This is a genomic window from Kitasatospora indigofera, from assembly GCF_014655955.1.
In the GTDB taxonomy this organism is placed as follows: Bacteria; Actinomycetota; Actinomycetes; order Streptomycetales; family Streptomycetaceae; genus Kitasatospora; species Kitasatospora indigofera.
The window spans coordinates 67995-83812 of record NZ_BNBO01000022.1; the positions used below are offsets into that span (position 1 = coordinate 67995).

A 15818-nucleotide genomic window follows, 5' to 3' on the forward strand; every position below is an offset into this window, starting at 1 on the left:
CCCGGGCGTACGCCCGGGGGCTGATGTCCGCAGCTCGCGGGCCGGTTAGTCTCGCCGGATGGACGCCACAGCAGCTGCCCCGCCCCCGCCCGCCGCCGCGCACCGGTTGCGGCCGGCGCTGCTGTGGGCGGGCGCCACCATCCTGATCGTCACCGTGGCGGAGAGCCTGCTCGGGGAGCCGTACGGGGTCGGCGAAGGGGTCCAACGGCCGGGCCCGCTGGCCGCGGTGGGCGTGGACCTGCTGGCCGCCGTCCTGCTGCGGCGGTTCCCCGTGGCGGTCTTCGGGATGCTGCTGTCGGCCGGCCTCGGTATGGCGCTGACCGAGGAACTGCTGCCGTTGAACCTGCGGATCGGTCATCTGCTGCCCGCCGCGGCAGCCCTCTGCTACCTGGTGACGGTCCGCTCGGGCAAGATCGCGCTGCGGGCGCTGGGCGTGTCCGTCGCGGTGATGGCCGGGTACCAGGTGGTCCAGGCGGAGCGGGGCGTTGACGTGCAGCTGGGTCAGGTCCAGTACCCGGCCGCCTTGATGATGCTGTTCGCCTGGTCGATCGGCCTTTCGGTGCGGCAGGCACGGGAGGCCGCATCGGCGGCCCGCACGCAGGCGACCGAACAGGCGATCACCGCCGAACGACTGCGGATCGCCCGGGAACTGCACGACATGGTCGCCCACAGCATCGGCATCATCGCGATCCAGGCAGGGGTCGGCAGCCGGGTGATCGGGACGCAGCCGGACGAGGCCAGGAAGGCGCTGCAGGCGATCGAGGAGACCAGCCGGGAGACCCTGGCGGGGCTGCGCCGAACGCTGGTGGCGTTGCGTCAGGCCGATCCGCAGGGCGCGGGCCCGGTGCTGTCCGAGCCGATGGCGGGTCTGGCGGACGTGGAGCGGCTGGCGGAGGCGACCGCGACGGCCGGGGTGCGGGTGGAGGTGTGCCGGAGCGGGGAGCGGCGGCCGCTGCCGCCGGACATCGAGCTGTCGGCTTTCCGGATCGTGCAGGAGGCCGTGACGAACGTCGTCCGGCACGCGGGCACCGGTCACTGCCGGGTGAGCGTCGGCCACGGGGACGAGGAGCTGTCGGTGGAGGTCGTGGACGAGGGGCGCGGGGTGACCGGCCCGGCGCCGGGGCGCGGTTTCGGCCTGGTGGGGATGCGGGAGCGGGTGGCTCTGCTGCACGGCCGGTTCGAGGCCGGGCCGCGCCCCGGGGGCGGGTTCCGGGTGGCGGCCGTGCTGCCGCTGCCCGCTCCGGCGTCCACCGTCGTCACCGCGCGGCCGCTCCCGGACGCGGCGGAGGTCCGGTGACCGTCCGGGTGGTGCTGGCCGACGACCAGCCGTTGGTCCGCTCGGGCCTGCGGGTGCTGATCACCGACACCCCCGACCTGGAAGTGGTCGGCGAGGCGGCGGACGGCGAGGAGGCCGTCCGGCTGACGGCCGAGCTGGCGCCGGACGTGGTGGTGATGGACATCCGGATGCCCGGCATGGACGGGATCGAGGCGACCCGCCGGATCATGGCGGGCCAGGGCCCGACCCGGGTGCTGGTGCTGACCACCTTCGACGAGGACGAGCACGTGCACGGCGCGCTGCGGGCCGGTGCGAGCGGCTTCGCGGTGAAGGACATGGCGCTGGACGACATCCTGGCGGCGGTCCGGGTGGTCGCCGCCGGGGACGCGCTGATCGCGCCGGGCGTCACCCGCCGCCTGATCGCGGACTTCCTGGCCGGGGCCCGGGCGGGGTCCGGCCGCGCCCCGCGCCCGCTGGAGGGCGTCACCGACCGGGAGCGCGAGGTGCTGACCCTGGTCGGGCGCGGCCGGTCCAACGGCGAGATCGCGGACGACCTCTTCATCTCGGTGGCCACCGCCAAGTCGCACGTGGCCCGGCTGCTGTCCAAGCTCGGCGCCCGGGACCGCGTCCAGCTGGTGATCATCGCGTACGAGGCGGGCCTGGTCGCCCCGCCGGGCTGAGCCGGCCGGCACCCCGGCGGCGGCCTTCCCCCGGCTCCGCCCGGGGCTTCCTGGCAGGATGGAAGCTCCGGGCGGCCGCCGCGCCGCCCGGCCCGCCCGTCCGCACGAGACCGAGATCGGAGCCCGATCCGCACCATGCGTCTGCTGCTCATCCGCCACGGCGAGACCTTCTCCAACCTCGGCCGCCTGCTGGACACCGCCCGGCCCGGCGCCGAGCTGACCCCGCTCGGACAGCGGCAGGCCGCCGCGCTGCCCGCCGCCCTGGCCGAGGAGGACCTCGGCCTGCTGTACGTATCCACCCTGGTCCGCACCCAGCAGACCGCGGCGCCGCTGGCCGCCGCGCGCGGGCTGGAGCCGCTGGTCCGGGACGGCCTGCGGGAGCTCTCGGCCGGGGACCTGGAGCTGCGCGGGGACGAGGCGGCGGGCGTGCTCTACATGCGGACGGCCTTCGCCTGGTCGGCCGGTGACCTGGAGCTGCGGATGCCCGGTGGCGAGAGCGGCGCGGAGGCCCTCGCCCGGCTGGACGAGGTGGTGGCCGAGGCCGCCGCGTCGGGCGCCGGCACGGTCGCCATGGTCAGCCACGGCGCCGCCATCCGGATGTGGGCGGCCGCCCGGGCCGAGAACGTGGACGTGCCCTTCGCGGCCCGGCACCCGCTCGACAACACCGGCGTGGTGGTGCTGGACGGCAGCCCCGAGGACGGCTGGAAGGCGCTGTCCTGGATGGGCTCCCCGCTGGGCGGCCCCACCCGTCCGGACCAGGTGGCGGACAGCCCGGCCGGCCGGCCGGTCACCCCGGCGCCGGCCCCGCCCCCGCAGGGCTGATCCGCGCCTCCCCGGCGTCCGGCGGCGCCGGCCGGCGGGAGGGCCCGAGCACCCGGCGCCCGTCCTCCGGGGCCGGCGCCAGCAGCTCCACCCGCACCTGGACGGGCGGCCGCCCGGCCGCCGCGATCTCCCCGGCGAACACGCACGCCCCCTCGAAGGGCCGGTCCGCGCCGAGCGCCCGGAGCAGGTAGGCACGGACGGGTGCCAGCACCTGGGGGAGGGTCTGCGGCCCGCCGGCGGGCAGCATCTGCTCGACGGTGTCCAGGAGCCCCGCCGTCCCCGCGTCCGCCCGGGCCAGCTCCTGCGCGATCCGTGGCCACCGCCCGGCCCGCCCCCTCATGCCGTACCCGGCCCTGCCGGCGTCAGCGCCGCGACGGTGTCCGACGTTCCGGTCACGGCCCCGGCCGGCCCGGCCGGGGTGCACTCGAACCAGACGAACTTCCCGATCCCGCCCGCTCTCGGGCAGCTGCCCCAGCCGTCCGACAGCTCCCGGACCAGCAGCAGCCCCCGGCCCGCCTCCGCGTCCGGCCGGGCAGGCGCGGGCTCCGGGACGGGCCGCTGCGGGCTCGCGTCGTGCACCTCCACCCGCAGCCGGTCCGCCTCCAGCGCGAACCGCACCTTCACCAGCCGCCCGGCCGGCACCCTGGCGTGCTCCACCGCGTTGGTCACCAGCTCGCTGAGCAGCAGCTCGCCCACCTCGGCGAACCGCTCCCCGCCCGCGAAGCCGCCCAGGTAGGTCCGCAGCAGCAGCCGCGCCACCCCCGGTGACCGCCGGTGGCGCGGCAGCCAGCAGGAGTACTCCCCCTCCACGGTCGTCGGTCGGTCGAGTGTCTCGGCCATGGGCCCACCTCCGGTGTACGAGCTGCCGACATGCGCCCCACAGGGCGTGCGCGACCGTGGACGGGCGCGCACGCTCACGCAGAGCGAGGGAACAATCGCGTTCCGCTCACAAGCATCGGTGCCCGGAGGTAGCGTGACGAGCGATCAAGGGTGCCAAGGTCCAATGTCACTACGGGGGTTGGCTGTGCCGCGTCCCAGGCCCGACACGGGTTCGACCATCAGTTCGGCCGTGCTGTTCGGCGGCGAGTTCCGCCACGCCCGTGAGGCGGCCGGCTACTCCCAGGCCGGACTGGCCAAACTCCTGCACTGCGACCGGACGCTCATCACCCGGATCGAGAACGGCGGCCGGATCCCGCAGGAGAAGTTCATCAAGCAGTGCGACGAGGTGCTGCTGATGGGCGGCGTCCTGATCCGGATCTGGAAGCGGGTCGACTGGTACGCCGAGGTCGAACACCCCGACTGGTTCCAGCGCTTCGCACAGATGGAGGCGGAGGCGGTCGCGATCCGCGCCTACCAGGTGTCCCGCATCTACGGCCTGCTGCAGACCGAGGAGTACGCCCGTGCGCTCTTCACGCGCGGCGCGGCCGCCGGGAACCCCGACCTGATCGAGGAGCGGGTGGCGGCCCGAATGAGTCGGCAGCACCGCTTCCTCGCCGACGACGGCCCGCTGCTGGTGGTCGTGCTGGACGAGAGCGCGATCCGGCGGAACGTCGGTGGGCCGGCCGTGATGCGTGGCCAGCTGGAGCATCTGTTGGAGGTGTCCCGGCGTCCGAACATCGCCATTCAGGTGGCGCCGTTCGAGTCGGCCGACCTGGCCCCGCCCAAGACCTCGATGACCTTCATCAAGCTTCCTGACGGACATGAGTGGGTCTATTCCGAGAGTCTGGGGCGAGGGCACTTCAGCGACGATCCGTCAGTGCTGGTCCGTCACGCGCAGATCTATGATGTGCTGCGGACTGACGTACTCTCGGGCCGAGAGTCGACTGCCTTGATCACCAGTGCGATGGAGGGGTACAGCGCCCATGACGAATCTCGATCTCAACACGGTGACCTGGCGCAAGAGCAGCTACAGCGGGGACGACGGCGGCGAGTGCATCGAGGTGGCCCCCGGATTCCCGGGCCTCGTCCCCGTACGTGACTCCAAGGACCCGTCCGGTCCGGCGCTGGTCTTCCCGGCCGCCGCCTGGCAGTCCTTCGTCGCGGGCGTCCGGGCCGGGGACTTCCCGGACTTCCCCGCCGGCTGCTGAGCACGACCGCAGAGCGACGGCCCGGCCCGGCGATGCCGGGCCGGGCACCTGCGTCTCAGGGCTTCACGATCCCCGAGGCCTTGCGGACGATCCGGCGCTTCCCGAGCAGGGGGACGGTCCCCAGCAGGCCGCCGACCGTGACCTTGGCCCGGAGGGTGACCGTCAGCGGCAGTTCGGCCGTCCCGGCCGGGAGCGCGACCAGTGCGCGCAGGTTGCGGTCCACGTGCAGCGGGGTCTCGCCCTGCTGCAGGAAGTCCCACTGGGCGTAGGAGAATTCCCGTCCGGAGACGGTCAGCCCGGGCAGGAAGACGTCCTGTTCGCGCACCCGTTCGGCGGCCACCTCGGGAGCCAGCGGGATGAGTTCGGTCTGGAGGGAGAGCCCGCCGCCGTACCGGGTGACGATGTGCACCGGCCGGTCGGCGATCTCACCGTCGGGGCTGAGGTCCAGCACCGTCCCGTCCTCGGGCAGGTCGACGGTGAGCCTGACCCAGGCGAGCTTCACGTCGGGGTGCCGGTGGAACGCGCAGCGCAACGACAGGTCGACGAGGGTCTGCGGCGGGGGCGTGTGCTCCACCCAGACGCTGGGCAGGGCCCGCAGGGCGAGCCGGCTGCGACGGGCGAGCAGCACCGCCTCGTCGTCCAGGTCGATGTCCTCGGCCTCCGAGTCCCCGGCCCGCTCCTCCAGGGCGCCGGTGTCGAGCTCCAGCGGGATGTCCTCGTCCCACTGCTCCAGGGGTTCTTCGAGCACGCTCTCTCCTCGTTCGACGGATCGGCTGTTCCCGGTGGGGTGGATCTGGCGCGTGCACCGGACGCGGTCCGGCGGGCCGGTGGTCAGGCCCAGTCGCCCACCAGGACGAACGCGCCCCAGTGGTAGAGGTGTTCCAGCTTCCCGCCGGGTGTCCGGAACGTCTCCGCCGCCGCGTGGTGCAGGGCCAGGGCGGGGGCGTCACCGGTGGCCAGCTTCCGGTGGAAGGCGGTGAGCAGATCGCGGGAGGAGGAGTCGGCCACCCGCCACTGGCTGACCAGGACGGACCGGGCGCCGCCGAGCAGCAGCGCCCTCGGCAGCCCGACCGGCTCGTCCCCGGCCCGCTGCTCGTTGACGCCGGTCTCGCAGCCGCTGAGCACCACCGTTCCCGCCCTGATCCGGCGGCCGACCAGGTCGGCGGCCCGCACCGGACCGTCGGACAGGTGCACCCCGCGCTCGAAGCCGCTGCCGGTGGTGATCAGGCCGTGGCCGGCCAGATGCACCAGCCCGGCGGTCTCCAGGGCTCCGAGCAGGGCGGCCCGGGTGGCCGGCTCGCCGGTGACGGCCGGTACGCCGAGCAGTCCGGCCACGGCCGCGCCCTCCGCCACGGCGTGCGGCAGGTTCCGCTGCGGATCGGCGAGCACGCTCGCGCCACCGGCCCGCGAGGCCGGACCACGGGCGTCCCGCCGCAGCAGGTCGGCGAGCACGGAGCTGCTGGGCACCTGGACGACGGGGTTGCGCAGCAGCAGCGGGACGCCGTCCACGGGCAGGGTGTGCAGGGGCAGGTCGTGCAGCGGTCCGTGCGGGACCAGCACCACCACGTCCCCGGGCTGCGTCCAGGAGGCCAGCGGCCCGACCAGGCCGGCGAACCGTACCCAGGTGCGCAGCGCCCCGTCGCCCATCGTCCGCACTTCGCCGGAACGGTGGAAGGTGCTCGCGGTGAACCGGCGCAGCCTGGCCAGGTCGATGTCGATCACCTCCACCCGGGGCTGCTCCCAGTCGTGCCGCAGCCCGAGCAGCAGGAGCCCGGTCGGCGAGCTGCGGTACTGGGCGACCACCAGTCGCTGCCCGCTGCGCTCGAACTCGGCGGCCAGCGCGGCCCGCAGAGCCGGCCAGGTCACCGCCTCGGCGGCCGCCGGGGTCTCGACGGCAGGGCTGCCGCCGGTCGCGCCGCCTTCGGTCACGCCGCCGTCCGTGGCGCCGTCCCGGCCGAGGGCGGCCAGCCCGTCCAGCAGGGCGCGGCTCTTGGCCCGCTCCAGCCAGTACAGGGCCGTGGCGGAGTCGCCGAGCCGGTGCCAGTGCAGTTCGAAGGCCGAGCGGTACAACTCGCCCTTGTCGTGGGCCGAGGCGATCCCGGCCTCCTGGGCCCGGACGGGAGCCGTGCCGGGGGTCGAGGTGGCGATCCGGAGGGTGTCGGCCTCGGCCGCCGCCTCGGTGAGCAGCCGCCCGGCCTCGGCCCAGCGCTTCCGCTGCTCCGCCGGGATCCGGTCGCCCGACTCCAGGGCGCAGACGGCCCGGTGGAAGAGCAGGCGCCACCCGTCGCCGGTCATCCCCGCGGTCGTGAACAACCGCTGGGCCTCGGCGAAGCGGGCGTCCGCCCGGTCGTAGCGGGCCGGGTCCGTCCGGGCCTCCGAGAGCAGCAGGATGCCCTGGTAGCCGAGGGTGAAGGCGAGCGTCGGCCCGAGCCCCGCCGCCCGGCCGACCTCCTCCGAGCAGGCCAGCCAGTACTCCGCGGCCGGGGCGTCCAGCCGGAAGAAGGCCGCCTGTCCGCGCTGCTGGAGCGCGGTGGCGAGGTGGTCGAGGGCCTCCAGGGTCCGCAGCGGCAGCAGCAGGTCGACCGCCTCGCCGAACAGCGCCTCGTACTCGGCCGTCCGGTCGACGCCGCCCGGGCCGGCCGCATCCACCGACCGGCGGGCGATCGTCCAGGCGAGCAGGCCCAGGCAACGGGCCCGGTCCATCGGGTCGCCGATGGTGCCGGCCACCTCCGCGCCCCGGCGCAGGCACTCCTCGGCCGCGTCCGGGTCGTCGCCGGCCAGCAGGCCGCTCAGCGAGAGGTAGACCTGCGGCAGCAGCCCGGACACCCCGGGCCGGGCCTCCAACTCCTCGGCGCAGGAACGCAACAGCGCGGTCGCCTCGCCCGTCAGTCCCATCACGGCCAGCGCGGAGCTACGGACCACGCGCAGGCCCACCGGGTCGCCGAGGGCGCCCGCGGACCGGGCGGACGTCAACTCCTGCGCCTCCCCGAGGCGGCCGTCACGCAGGGCGGTGTCGGCCACGTCCATCGCCAGCCCGTCGGCGGCGAAGCCGTTGCCCAGCCGGGCCGAGACCGCCGCCGCCTCCTCGTGCGCCCGGGCCCGGCCGGGCCCGTCGCCCGTGCGGGTGTGGAACATCACCAGGTCCTGCCACAGGGCGAGTTCGTCACTGTCGACCCCGTGCTCCCGGAGCAGCACGGCCGCCTGCTCGGCCTGCGCCACGCCCTCCGGCGCCCCGTGCGCGAGCAGCAGCCGCGCGCCCGTCGCGGTCGCCTGCGCCGTGGCGGTCACCACACCGGCGGCGGTCAGGGCCTCGGTGGCGAGGTCGCACTCCCGGGTCAGCGCCTCCAGCTCGTTCCCCGCGGGCCCGTTGCTCTCCGGCTCCGGGCCCACCCGGTCGTCCGCCGGCGGCGTTCCGCCGCTCCCGAGGGCGGCGAACCACTCCCGGAGCGCGCCCTCGGCGAGCGCGAAGCGGGCCTCGGCGATACGCAGGTCGTCCCCCTGGGCGACGGCCGCCGCGTGCTCGGCCCGCAGCAGTGCGCGGGCTCCGGCGTGGTCGCGCAGGTACCCGGCGGAGACGAATCGCGCCGCCCGGCGCGTGGTCCGGCCGGCCTCCCGGCCCAGGCCGGCCTCGCGGTACGCGGCCGAGGCCCGCTCCCACTGCGCCACGATCGGCGCCGCCGCGTCGAGCGGTCCGCCCTGGAGGAGGAACTCCAGGGCCATCGCCTGCGCCTGCAGCTCCAGGGCGAGCGCGGCCGTGCCCGGCCGGGGCGTCGAGGCTGCCACCGCGCTTGCGTGCGCGTGCAGTTCGGCGAGCATCCGGGGACGCTCGTCGTCCGGTGTGTCGAGCACGACCGCCAGCCGTCCCCAGAGACCGGCCGGACCGTCCTCGGGGAAGTACGCCCGGCCGGAGCGGGCCGCCTTCGCGGCCGTGCGGAACGCGCCGCGTTCGATCCGCCCCCGGAGCAGCAGCACGAAGGCCGCCTCGTCGGCCGGGGCCTCCGGGCCCGCCCGGCTCGCGTCCGGGGCCGGTCCGTCGGCCGGTTCGTCCGCCGGTCCCTCGGCCGGCTCCCCGGCCGCCGCGACGCCGGGTGGACAGCGGAGCGCCGCCCACGCCTCCAGGTCCTGGTAGCGCTTGGTGTCGAGCAGGCCCTGCCCGTCTCCGCCCACCCCGGAAATCTTCGGCACGGTCCCCTCCTTCCCCGTGGGCGGAGACTCTACCGGCGGCCGCCGACAGCCGCCGGGAATCCTCCCGGACCGTGCGCCGGCCGGACCACGCCCGCCCCGACGGTCTGAGGCCGCCGTTCCCCGCTACGGAGGGGAACGGCGGCCTCAGGGGTGAGCGGGGGCGTCCGCCGGAGCGGCTCGGCGAAGCCCCGCCCCCCGGGGAACCGGACCGGCGGGAGAGCAGCCTTCCCGCCGGTCCGGAGGTCACTTGTACGAGGGCAGGTGCCAGTAGCAGCCGATGCCGTCGCCGTCCTTGGTGGCCTCCAGCAGCACCGTCCCGGTCTGCGGGCCGACGATGCCGTCCTGCGGCAGGCTCGCCCACCGCTGGACGGCCTTGATCGCCCCGTAGGTGTCCTGGCCGAAGTGCCCGTCCTCGGCGACGACGTGGTAACCGGTCTGCCAGTGCAGCAGGTTGGCGAGGATCTGGGTGCACATGACGCCCTCGTACTCGTTGGGCTTGCCCGGTCCGATGTACGCCTGCCCGGGCTCGGCCTGGGCGCTCCCGCCCAGCGCGCCGACACTGGCGAGCGCGACCGCCGCCACCAGGAACACACTGCGTCGCTTGAGGGTCTTGCGGGCCACGAGGAGCTCTCCTTGCTCGGGATCGACCGACGAGCAGCACTCTTCCGCGCCCCACCAACGGCCCACCAACGCCGCCCCAACAGGGATCGCCGGAGGGCACCGGGTACGGCAACACGCCCGTATTGTCACGATAAGTGCCGCTACGGTCGGCGGACAGTACTCTCGGCTCGACCATGACAAGCAGGTCGGCGCCCCCGGCCGGGGGCCGGACGGCGGCTTCGAGCGCGGGCAAGAAGGTGGCGGTGCTGGGCTGGTCGCAGGGCGGCGGCGCGGGGCTGTTCGTCGGCCAGGACTCCCCGGCCTACAGCCCGGGCCTGGACCTGGTGGGGGTGGCCGCGCTGGCGCCGGCGGCCGACCTCGGCCCGCAGTTCGCCGGCCGCGCCCCGCCCGGTCCGCGCAACGACTCCTCCGAGTCGCACAACGCGGCGCTGCGGATCAACGTCTACCGGGGGTTCCTGGCGGCCTATCCGGAGCTGCGCGCCACCGACGCGTGCTCCAGCCTCCCGGCATCCAGGCACTGGAGGGCGACGGGGTCGCCTGCATCGAGCACTTCGCCGACGTGATCCAGAACAACGTCGGCGACGCGCACCAGCTGGACACCCTGTTCAAGCCGCTGCGCGAGGTGCCGGACAGCTGGCACCAGCGCTTCCACGAGAACACGCCGGGCTACGTCAGCACCGTCGCGCCGGTGCTGGTCATGCAGGGGACGGCCGACACCGTGATCAACCCCCACTCCACCGAGCAGTACATCAGGCGGGCCTGCGGGTTCAGCCAGCCGGTGGAGTACACGACCTACGAGGGCGCGACCCACAACACGATCCCGTTCGAGGCGCGCAGCAGGAGTACCTGTCCTGGATCGCCGACCGGTTCGCCGGGAGCTGGGCCCCGTCGAACTGCTGACGGCGCGACGGCCGGGCGGGCCCACGGGCCCGCCCGGCCCCGGGCGTTCCGCCGCCGGACACGCCCTACTTGCCGGCGTCCTCCGCCAGGGTGTGCGCGACCAGGGCGTTGGCGTGGCCGTGCCCCAACCCGTGCTCGGTCTTGAGCCAGGAGACCAGCTCCATGTGCTTCGTGAGCGGCGAGGCGCGGATCAGGTCCTGCCACTCGCTGATCGGCCGGCCGTACTTCTTCTCGATCGAGGGGAAGTAGCTGGCGGGGCCCTTGACCGGTTCGGTCATGTCGGTACGTCCCTGGGGTCGGTGCGGGTGGTTGCTTGCGTGGTGGACCTGCGGCGGGCGGGCGGCGAGGCGTGCCCGCCCGGCGGAGGCGGCGTCAGCCGGACTGCGCGGCGCGCTCGTGGCGCATCAGGACGACCTGGGAGTCGAAGGTCCGGGTCTCCGTGAGGGTCAGGCCGAACCGCTGCTGCGGGCTGCGGAAGACGGGCTTCCCGCCGCCGAGCACCACCGGGTGGACGAAGACCCGGTACTCGTCGATCAGCCCCTGCCCGGTGAGGAACCCGGCGAGCGAAGAGCCGCCGAACAGCACCAGCCGGGCGCCGCCCTCCTTCAGCGCGGTGAGCTCCTCGACGACGTCCGAGCCGATCACGCGGGTGTTCCAGTCGGCCTGCTCCAGCGTCGACGAGACCACGATCTTCGGGGTCGCGCGCCAGACCGGCGCGAAGGCCAGGTCGTGCGGGTGGGTCGAGATCTCCTCGGCACGCGGCCAGTAGCCGGACATCATCTCCCACACCACGCGGCCGTACAGGAAGTAGTCGGCGCTGTCGGTCAGCGTGTGCGAGTACGCCGAGAGCTCGGGGCCCATCACCGGCCAGTCGAACTCGCCGGCCGGGCCCTCGACGAATCCGTCCAGCGACTGGTGGACGAAGTGGGTGATCCGGCCCATGGCTGCCTCCGAGGTGCGGTGTTCCGATCCGTCCGACAACCTACGGGCCGGCACCGACAACGGCCGGCGGACACCCCGGCCCGACTCCGCCGGGAAGGAGGTGACCTGACGGACGGTCGGGGGGCGGCACAATCGGTGGATGCTGAGAATCGGAACGGTGGTCCTGGGCGTCCAGGACGTACGGCGGGCGGCGGAGTTCTGGGGGCGTGCCCTCGGCTACGTCCCGCGTGACGGCGAGCCCTCGGACGACTGGGTCGTCCTGGTCCCGGCGGCGGGGACGGGCACGCCGGTGGCGCTCGGCCGGAGCGTGACGCCCGCCCAGGAGCACCCGCGGGTCCATCTCGACCTGTACGCGGACGACGCGGCCGAGCAGGCCGCCGAGGTCGAACGGCTGGTCGGGCTGGGCGCCGTCCGGGTCGACTGGGACAGCTACCCGGAGGACCCCGACTTCGTCGTCCTCGCCGACCCGGAGGGCAACCGCTTCTGCGTGATCGACACCGCTCACGGCTGAGGCCCGCCGGGCGGGTGGCGGGTGACCGGTTGCGGGTTGCGGGTTGCGGGTTGCGGGGGAGGTCCCGTCCGCCCTCCTGGGAGAGCAGGGGGCGGACGGGAGTCGGCGGTCGGCCCGGGCCGTCCCCGGCGTGGGCCGTGTCAGGCCGTCACGTCGTGCAGTTCACGAAGGTGTCGCCGGTGTGGCTGAGGCCGTCCTCGGTGCCGGCCCCGCCCGCCCACTCGTAGTAGACGTAGGAGTAGAAGCCCAGCTTTATGGGGCCGCCGCAGTTGCTGTCGGCGCCGATCCGGTAGGTCAGGGTCGCGGTGCGGGACTCGCCGGGATGGATCAGCGCGGTGAAGCCCGGCGTGACGCCGGGTGTGCAGGCGTTGCCCTGGTCGTCGGTGCAGCCCGTCCAGCTGTAGGTCAGCCCGGCGGACACGGCCAGCATGGTCTCGTAGGTCTGCTGGAAGGACTGGAAGACGAACTGCACGTCGGTGGTCCGGGTGTTGGTGAAGGTCATGGTCACCGTGACGCTCTCGCCGGGGTGGGCGGACGTCCGGTCGGCCGACATGGCGAAGTAGGACGGCACCGTCGAGGTGGCGGCCCGGGCCGGCTGGGAGAGGCCGACGAGGCCGAGCAGCAGGAAGAAGAATGCGGTAAGCCTGAGGCTCCGTAACTTTGTCCTTGGCATAGTCCGGAGCGTAGGCGCTCGACGCCTGTCCGTCACCGGCGCCTGCGGGGTCTGACCGGATATCGCCGCCGCCGGGGCGGGGGCGGGGGCGGGGGCGGGCCCGGCCGGGCAGCGGCGGCGCCGGGCCGGGCCCGCCGGGAAAATCCCGTCGGCCGTCGGCGGGCATCGGGTTAACGTTCCGGACCATGGGATCACGAGCGAACTACGTGGTGGTGGAGGGCGGCGACTGGTCGCTCCACCGGTCGCACTGGGGCGCCGGCCGGGTGGCGACCGACCTCGCCCACGGGCCGGCCGCGGCCGGCCGGTGCTTCCGGGCCAACAGCCGGGTCGACGACGCCCTGCGGACCGACCCGGACGGCTGGCTCGACGACGTGTGGTGCGAGGGCGCCGCCCTGGTCGACCACGACCGGAGGACGCTCCTCTGGTACTGCGACGAGACGTCCGGCTGGGCCCGGTACGCCGCGCAGGCCGCGGTGCTGGCCAGGACCTGGCCCGGCTGGGAGATCCGCTGGGCCTCCGACGGCCTCGGCGACCTGCACGACCACCTCGGCCTCGGCCGGGGCTTCGGCCGCGCCGCCGCGAAGCCCCCGGAGGCCGGCGAACCGCACTGGTGGCCGCCCGGCGAGGACGAGACCTGCACGCTGCTGACGGTCCGGCGCCCGGACGGCCGGGTGCGCGCCTGGGGCTCCTGGGCGGAGGTCGTGGAGCAGCTCGGCGGCGGCGAGGCCCTGCTCGGCCTGCTGCCCGACGACGCGCCCGCGCCGGAGCTCACCGCGATGCCGGACAGCGGCATCCACTTCGACCAGCTCACCCGCACGGTCGGGGTGTGGACCACCGTCCCCGCCCTCGGTCTGCTCCCCTGGCCGCTGCCCGGCTGGGAGGGCTGGGAGTTGTGCCTCTGGGGCGACGACCACACCCGGCAGACGGCGGCGTCCGACGGCGCGGTGCCGCTGCCGCGGACGGACCTCACCGTCGAACTCCGGCGGTGGCTCGAACGCGTCGGCGAACCGCCGGCCGACAGCCTGCCCCGCCTCCTGCAGGCCCTCACGCCCCCGCCGGGGTCGGGCCTGACGGCGGTGGTCAACCCGTCGGCGGCCGTGCCGCACGCGGGGCCCGAGCCCACCGCCGCGGAGCGCCTCGCGCTACGGGCCGTGTTCGAGACCGTCCTGGCGGAGCGGCCGGGCGCCGGCGGGTGATCCCCGGGCCGGCCGGCCGGCGCGTTGCGCGGCGCCGCGGCCCGGGCTCAGGTGTGCTCCATGACGATGACCGCGGCGGTGTCCGGCGCCAGAGCGCGGAAGATGTGCGGGGTGTCCCCCGGGTAGGCGATGTAGTCGCCGGGAGCCAGCTCGACCGGGTCCTCGGCGGGGCCGACCAGGGCGCGTCCGGCGCTGAGCAGCAGGTGTTCGGTGGTGCCGGGGTTGTGCGGGTCCGAGGTACGGGCCTCGCCGGGCTGGGCCTCGATCCGATAGATGTCCCGGCGGGCGTTCGGCGGGCAGGACGCCAGCAGGGTGGCCGAGTAGTCGGCGCGCTCCGAGTGGGTGACCGGGCCCTCGCCGGCGCGGATCACCTTGACGACGGGCCGGGGCGGGTCGACCAGCCGGCTGAACGGTACGTCCAGGGCGACGCCCAGCGCCCACAGGGTCTCCACGCTGGGGTTGCCGGTGCCCGATTCGAGCTGCGAGAGCGTGGACTTGGCGATCCCGGCGCGCTTGGCGAGCTCGGTCATGGACAGGCCGGTCCGCTCGCGCTCCCGGCGGATGGACACCGCGATCAGCTCGATCGGATTGGGTCCGCCCGCTCGGCCGCTCCCGGTCACCGCGTCCGCCGCCGCGCCGTCGCCTGCCACGTCTGCCACGTGTTCGCTCCAGAAGTCTGCTCGTTCGACTTGACGAACGCCTCCATCGTCTCGTTCACTCTAATGGACAGACGTTCGCCAAGGCGAACATCAGGCAGTGCGGACCGGATGAGTGTGACCGGATGAGTGTGGAACAGGACCTGCCGGCCGTCGGGGAAGCCCCCGCCGGGCCGGCCCCCGCCCGGAAGGCCACGGCGGCCGTCGTCCGCGACTCGCTCGGCATCGGGCTCACCGTGGGCGTCTCCGGCCTGGCCTTCGGCGTCGCCGGCAGCGCCGCCCACCTGAGCGTCTGGCAGACCTGCGCGCTCAGCCTGCTGGTCTTCACCGGCGCCTCGCAGTTCGCCCTGGTCAGCGCGCTGGCCGCCGGGGCCGCCCTGCCGGCCGCCGTGCTCGGCGCGCTCTTCCTCGGCGCCCGCAACGCCTTCTACGGGCTGCGCCTCGGGCCCCGGCTGGAACTCTCCCGCCTCACCAGGCCGTTCGCCGCGCACCTGATGATCGACGAGACCGCCGCCGTCGCCCTCACCCAGCCCGACCGCCGTACCGCCCGGCTCGGCTTCGCCGTCACCGGCATCAGCCTGTTCGCCACCTGGAACCTCTGCACCCTGGCCGGCGCCCTCGGGGCCGACGCCCTCGGCGACCCGGCCGTGTACGGGCTGGACGCGGCCGGACCGGCCGTCTTCCTGGCGCTGCTCGCGCCCCGGCTGCGGGAGGGCGCGACCGAGCTGAAGGTGGCCGCCGTCGGCGCCGTCCTGGCGCTGGCCGCCACCGTCGTCCTGCCCACCGGCGTGCCGGTGCTGCTCTCGATCGCCGCCGTCCCGATCGTGCTGGCCGTCGGCCGCACCCGCGAGGGTGACGCCGGGGACGGGCCGGACGGCCCCGCCGGCGACGGCCTCGCCACCACCGCCGGCCGGGCCGGCAAGGAGGACCTCGGATGACCGTCTGGATCGCCGTCGGCGCGACCGCGCTCGGCTGCTACCTGCTCAAGCTGATCGGCCTCAGCGTCCCGGCCGGACTGCTGGAGCGCCCGGCCGTGCGCCGCTCGGCCGCGCTCATCCCGGTCGCCCTGCTGGCCGCCCTCACCGCCCTGCAGACCTTCGGCCGGGACGGCGGCCTCACCCTGGACGCCCGGGCCCTGGGCCTGGCCGCCGCCGCGCTCGCCGCCTGGCGCCGGGCGCCCTTCCTGCTGGTGGTCGGCATCGCGGTGCTGGTCACCGCACTGGCCCGGCTGATCGGCGGCTGATCCGTCAGGATCCCTCCCCGGCACTC

20 protein-coding genes are annotated in these 15818 nt (G+C 74.9%); 10 read left to right on the top strand and 10 right to left on the bottom strand.

Translation table 11 applies throughout. The features are described from left to right. Positions 1–58: 58 nt before the first annotated feature. The 3 genes from IE329_RS19920 to IE329_RS19930 all read left to right on the top strand — a co-directional run bounded on the left by IE329_RS19920 (position 59) and on the right by IE329_RS19930 (position 2778). Positions 59–1297, top strand: coding sequence for a sensor histidine kinase (locus tag IE329_RS19920; RefSeq protein ID WP_190212291.1), 1239 nt, complete (start codon positions 59–61; stop codon positions 1295–1297). Further along, positions 1294–1956 carry a response regulator gene (locus tag IE329_RS19925; protein WP_190212292.1) on the top strand — a complete coding sequence of 221 codons (663 nt, stop codon included), beginning with the start codon at positions 1294–1296 and terminating at the stop codon, positions 1954–1956. The genes IE329_RS19920 and IE329_RS19925 overlap by 4 nt, the downstream gene beginning before the upstream one ends. A gap of 135 nt (positions 1957–2091) precedes the next feature. Beyond that, on the top strand, positions 2092–2778 hold the full coding sequence (locus IE329_RS19930; RefSeq protein WP_190212293.1) for a histidine phosphatase family protein: 687 nt from the start codon (positions 2092–2094) through the stop codon (positions 2776–2778). Here the strand turns inward: IE329_RS19930 and IE329_RS19935 are convergent. Next, positions 2744–3118: a hypothetical protein gene (locus tag IE329_RS19935; protein WP_190212294.1), complete on the bottom strand. Its 375-nt coding sequence runs from the start codon at positions 3116–3118 to the stop codon at positions 2744–2746. The two genes, IE329_RS19930 and IE329_RS19935, sit on opposite strands and share 35 nt — an antisense overlap. Beyond that, entirely contained in the window at positions 3115–3618 is a 504-nt protein-coding gene (locus IE329_RS19940; RefSeq protein WP_190212295.1) for an ATP-binding protein, read from the bottom strand. The genes IE329_RS19935 and IE329_RS19940 overlap by 4 nt, the downstream gene beginning before the upstream one ends. Before the next feature lie 229 nt (positions 3619–3847). Between IE329_RS19940 and IE329_RS19945 the strand changes: the two genes are divergently transcribed. Both IE329_RS19945 and IE329_RS19950 read left to right on the top strand, forming a co-directional pair. Continuing rightward, a complete protein-coding gene (locus IE329_RS19945; RefSeq protein WP_308438388.1) occupies positions 3848–4756 on the top strand; it encodes a helix-turn-helix domain-containing protein in 909 nt (302 codons plus the stop codon). Further along, complete coding sequence (locus IE329_RS19950) at positions 4719–4865, top strand: DUF397 domain-containing protein (RefSeq protein WP_190212296.1); 147 nt, start codon at positions 4719–4721, stop codon at positions 4863–4865. Before IE329_RS19945 ends, IE329_RS19950 begins: the two co-directional genes overlap by 38 nt. A gap of 55 nt (positions 4866–4920) precedes the next feature. Here IE329_RS19950 and IE329_RS19955 read toward each other — a convergent pair whose 3' ends face one another. The 3 genes from IE329_RS19955 to IE329_RS40760 all read right to left on the bottom strand — a co-directional run bounded on the left by IE329_RS19955 (position 4921) and on the right by IE329_RS40760 (position 9671). Continuing rightward, positions 4921–5613, bottom strand: coding sequence for a hypothetical protein (locus IE329_RS19955; RefSeq protein ID WP_190212297.1), 693 nt, complete (start codon positions 5611–5613; stop codon positions 4921–4923). 83 nt (positions 5614–5696) lie between these two features. Beyond that, positions 5697–9050, bottom strand: a complete 3354-nt coding sequence (locus IE329_RS19960) for a CHAT domain-containing protein (RefSeq protein WP_190212298.1) — start codon at positions 9048–9050, stop codon at positions 5697–5699. A 243-nt stretch (positions 9051–9293) separates the two neighbouring features. After that, positions 9294–9671: a peptidoglycan-binding domain-containing protein gene (locus tag IE329_RS40760; protein ID WP_229927605.1), complete on the bottom strand. Its 378-nt coding sequence runs from the start codon at positions 9669–9671 to the stop codon at positions 9294–9296. A 173-nt stretch (positions 9672–9844) separates the two neighbouring features. Here IE329_RS40760 and IE329_RS19970 point away from each other — a divergent pair, with 173 nt between their 5' ends. After that, entirely contained in the window at positions 9845–10234 is a 390-nt protein-coding gene (locus IE329_RS19970; RefSeq protein WP_190212299.1) for a lipase family protein, read from the top strand. A 103-nt stretch (positions 10235–10337) separates the two neighbouring features. Here IE329_RS19970 and IE329_RS41550 read toward each other — a convergent pair whose 3' ends face one another. The 3 genes from IE329_RS41550 to IE329_RS19980 all read right to left on the bottom strand — a co-directional run bounded on the left by IE329_RS41550 (position 10338) and on the right by IE329_RS19980 (position 11513). Continuing rightward, entirely contained in the window at positions 10338–10460 is a 123-nt protein-coding gene (locus IE329_RS41550; protein WP_268257302.1) for a hypothetical protein, read from the bottom strand. 176 nt (positions 10461–10636) lie between these two features. Beyond that, positions 10637–10849, bottom strand: coding sequence for a DUF4287 domain-containing protein (locus IE329_RS19975; RefSeq protein WP_190212300.1), 213 nt, complete (start codon positions 10847–10849; stop codon positions 10637–10639). Positions 10850–10943: 94 nt separating this feature from the next. After that, positions 10944–11513, bottom strand: coding sequence for a dihydrofolate reductase family protein (locus IE329_RS19980; RefSeq protein WP_190212301.1), 570 nt, complete (start codon positions 11511–11513; stop codon positions 10944–10946). A gap of 139 nt (positions 11514–11652) precedes the next feature. Between IE329_RS19980 and IE329_RS19985 the strand changes: the two genes are divergently transcribed. Further along, a complete protein-coding gene (locus IE329_RS19985; protein WP_190212302.1) occupies positions 11653–12024 on the top strand; it encodes a VOC family protein in 372 nt (123 codons plus the stop codon). 148 nt (positions 12025–12172) lie between these two features. Here IE329_RS19985 and IE329_RS19990 read toward each other — a convergent pair whose 3' ends face one another. Then, complete coding sequence (locus tag IE329_RS19990; RefSeq protein ID WP_190212303.1) at positions 12173–12697, bottom strand: hypothetical protein; 525 nt, start codon at positions 12695–12697, stop codon at positions 12173–12175. 185 nt (positions 12698–12882) lie between these two features. Here IE329_RS19990 and IE329_RS19995 point away from each other — a divergent pair, with 185 nt between their 5' ends. Beyond that, entirely contained in the window at positions 12883–13893 is a 1011-nt protein-coding gene (locus tag IE329_RS19995; RefSeq protein ID WP_190212304.1) for a hypothetical protein, read from the top strand. Between the two features lie 47 nt (positions 13894–13940). Here IE329_RS19995 and IE329_RS20000 read toward each other — a convergent pair whose 3' ends face one another. Continuing rightward, positions 13941–14513, bottom strand: coding sequence for a helix-turn-helix domain-containing protein (locus IE329_RS20000; RefSeq protein ID WP_268257304.1), 573 nt, complete (start codon positions 14511–14513; stop codon positions 13941–13943). Positions 14514–14674: 161 nt separating this feature from the next. On the opposite strand from IE329_RS20000, the gene IE329_RS20005 reads away from it, so the two are divergent. Next, positions 14675–15487, top strand: a complete 813-nt coding sequence (locus IE329_RS20005; RefSeq protein WP_190212305.1) for an AzlC family ABC transporter permease — start codon at positions 14675–14677, stop codon at positions 15485–15487. After that, complete coding sequence (locus IE329_RS20010) at positions 15484–15792, top strand: AzlD domain-containing protein (protein ID WP_190212306.1); 309 nt, start codon at positions 15484–15486, stop codon at positions 15790–15792. The genes IE329_RS20005 and IE329_RS20010 overlap by 4 nt, the downstream gene beginning before the upstream one ends. Positions 15793–15818: the final 26 nt, after the last annotated feature.

Excerpts from the sequence above, each read along its gene's own strand:
- IE329_RS19920 (WP_190212291.1), top strand. The coding sequence starts at position 59 with ATGGACGCCACAGCAGCTGCCCCGCCCCCGCCCGCCGCCGCGCACCGG.
- IE329_RS19930 (WP_190212293.1), top strand. The coding sequence starts at position 2,092 with ATGCGTCTGCTGCTCATCCGCCACGGCGAGACCTTCTCCAACCTCGGC.
- IE329_RS19935 (WP_190212294.1), bottom strand. The coding sequence starts at position 3,118 with ATGAGGGGGCGGGCCGGGCGGTGGCCACGGATCGCGCAGGAGCTGGCC.
- IE329_RS19940 (WP_190212295.1), bottom strand. The coding sequence starts at position 3,618 with ATGGCCGAGACACTCGACCGACCGACGACCGTGGAGGGGGAGTACTCC.
- IE329_RS19970 (WP_190212299.1), top strand. The coding sequence starts at position 9,845 with ATGACAAGCAGGTCGGCGCCCCCGGCCGGGGGCCGGACGGCGGCTTCG.
- IE329_RS19975 (WP_190212300.1), bottom strand. The coding sequence starts at position 10,849 with ATGACCGAACCGGTCAAGGGCCCCGCCAGCTACTTCCCCTCGATCGAG.
- IE329_RS19980 (WP_190212301.1), bottom strand. The coding sequence starts at position 11,513 with ATGGGCCGGATCACCCACTTCGTCCACCAGTCGCTGGACGGATTCGTC.
- IE329_RS19985 (WP_190212302.1), top strand. The coding sequence starts at position 11,653 with ATGCTGAGAATCGGAACGGTGGTCCTGGGCGTCCAGGACGTACGGCGG.
- IE329_RS19990 (WP_190212303.1), bottom strand. The coding sequence starts at position 12,697 with ATGCCAAGGACAAAGTTACGGAGCCTCAGGCTTACCGCATTCTTCTTC.
- IE329_RS19995 (WP_190212304.1), top strand. The coding sequence starts at position 12,883 with ATGGGATCACGAGCGAACTACGTGGTGGTGGAGGGCGGCGACTGGTCG.
- IE329_RS20005 (WP_190212305.1), top strand. The coding sequence starts at position 14,675 with ATGAGTGTGGAACAGGACCTGCCGGCCGTCGGGGAAGCCCCCGCCGGG.
- IE329_RS20010 (WP_190212306.1), top strand. The coding sequence starts at position 15,484 with ATGACCGTCTGGATCGCCGTCGGCGCGACCGCGCTCGGCTGCTACCTG.